1 protein-coding gene is annotated in these 1,129 nt (G+C 65.9%); it reads right to left on the bottom strand.

Annotation, left to right across the window (positions count from 1 at the left end):
- Positions 1–1,129 (bottom strand): AMP-binding protein (locus AXW62_RS26340; protein ID WP_159060964.1); only part of this gene is annotated, 1,129 nt, incomplete at both ends.

The following is a 1,129-nucleotide window of genomic DNA, read 5'->3' as shown; positions in this document are numbered from 1 at the left end:
ACCGGGACTGGCTGCAGGTGCCTGTCCAGGACGTAGGCGTTGGTTCCTTGGATGGGGCGGCCGATGGGGGGATGGGAGGTGTCGGTGCTGGACAGGGGTGGGCTCATCGTGGCGCAGATGGTGGATTCGGTGGGTCCGTAGGCGTTGACCATGCGCTTGGTCGCGGACCATTCGGTTATGAGGTTGGCTGGGCAGGCTTCTCCGCCGACGATGAGGGTGTGCAGGTGTGGGGTGTGGGTGGGGCGCAGGGTGCTGAGGACTGTGGGTGGGATGAGTGCGTGGGTGATTTTGTGGGTGGTTATGGCCTGTTCCAGCTCTTCCCCGGCGAGGGGGGTGTGTTCGGGGACCACGAGGGTGGCTCCGGTGGTGAGTGACATCAGCAGTTCCATGACTGTGGCGTCGAAGCTGGGTGAGGCTTGTTGCAGGATGCGGCTGTGGTCGTTGATGGTGAGTCGGTGGGCCTGGGTGGTGGTGAGGTTGGCGGTTCCGGTGTGGGGGACGATGACTGCTTTGGGGGTTCCGGTGGTTCCTGAGGTGTAGATCAGGTAGGCGGGGTGGTGTGGGTGCAGGGGGGTGAGGCGGTCGTGGTCTGTGACCGGGGTGGTGTGTTGTGTGGCCAGGCGCTGGGTGGTGGTGGGTGTGTCGAGGTTCAGGATGGGGGTGGTGGGGGTGTTGAGGGTGGTGTGGAGGTGTGAGGTGGTGATGATCAGGGCTGGGGCCGCGTCGTGGAGCATGAACTCTTTGCGGCTGGTGGGGTAGTGGGGGTCGATGGGTAGGTAGGCGGCGCCGGTTTTGAGGACGGCGAGGATGGCCACGATCATGTCGGCGGATTTGGGCAGGGCCAGGGCGACGATGCGTTCGGGGCCGATGCCTTCGGCGATGAGCAGTCGGGCCAGTCGGTTGGATGCGGCGTCCAGTTCCGTGTAGGTGAGGGTGCGGTCGCCGAACACCACGGCGGTGGCGTCGGGGACGCGTTGCACCTGTCGTGCGAAGAGTTCGGGGATGGATACGGCGTCGCCGCTGACGTCCGCACCCGGGTCCGGGGTGGTGTTCCATTCCACCAGGACGCGTTGGCGTTCGGCGGGTGCGAGGAGGTTGATCGTGCCGATCCGGCGGTCCGGGTCCGTCG

The organism is Streptomyces hygroscopicus subsp. hygroscopicus (genome assembly GCF_001553455.1).
Classification (GTDB): Bacteria; Actinomycetota; Actinomycetes; order Streptomycetales; family Streptomycetaceae; genus Streptomyces; species Streptomyces hygroscopicus.
This window is presented reverse-complemented; position numbering and strand designations above follow the sequence as displayed.